This is a genomic window from Mesorhizobium sp. M7A.F.Ca.MR.148.00.0.0, from assembly GCF_003997735.1.
GTDB lineage: Bacteria > Pseudomonadota > Alphaproteobacteria > Rhizobiales > Rhizobiaceae > Mesorhizobium.
This window is the reverse complement of the sequence record NZ_RZTB01000664.1, coordinates 1-242: the sequence shown is the minus strand read 5'-3', so window position 1 is coordinate 242 and position 242 is coordinate 1. Positions and strand designations below refer to the sequence as shown.

Sequence of the window (242 nt, the reverse complement as noted above, 5' to 3'; positions counted from 1 at the left end):
TTCTAGGATCGGAGCAGGGCGCCGTGGCAAATATCGAACAGGTTCAGCCACGCAAGGGTCCCTCCCCTGCCATCCAGGCCGGCCTGCTGCTGCTTGTGACGGCGGCCGCCATTGGCATGGGCTGGATGTCCGGCGGTTATCTCAAAGGCGTCGGCGCACCGGCGTCGGTACCGGTCGCGCCTGAGAATGAAGGCAAGATCATGCAGCCCGCCGCGGCCGAGCAGCCAGGCCTGGGCCCGATG

At 66.9% G+C, this 242-nt stretch carries 1 pseudogene; it reads left to right on the top strand.

The features are described from left to right. Positions 1–23: 23 nt before the first annotated feature. Positions 24–242: pseudogene (locus tag EOB49_RS35740) on the top strand (flagellar basal body-associated protein FliL); the annotation flags it as partial.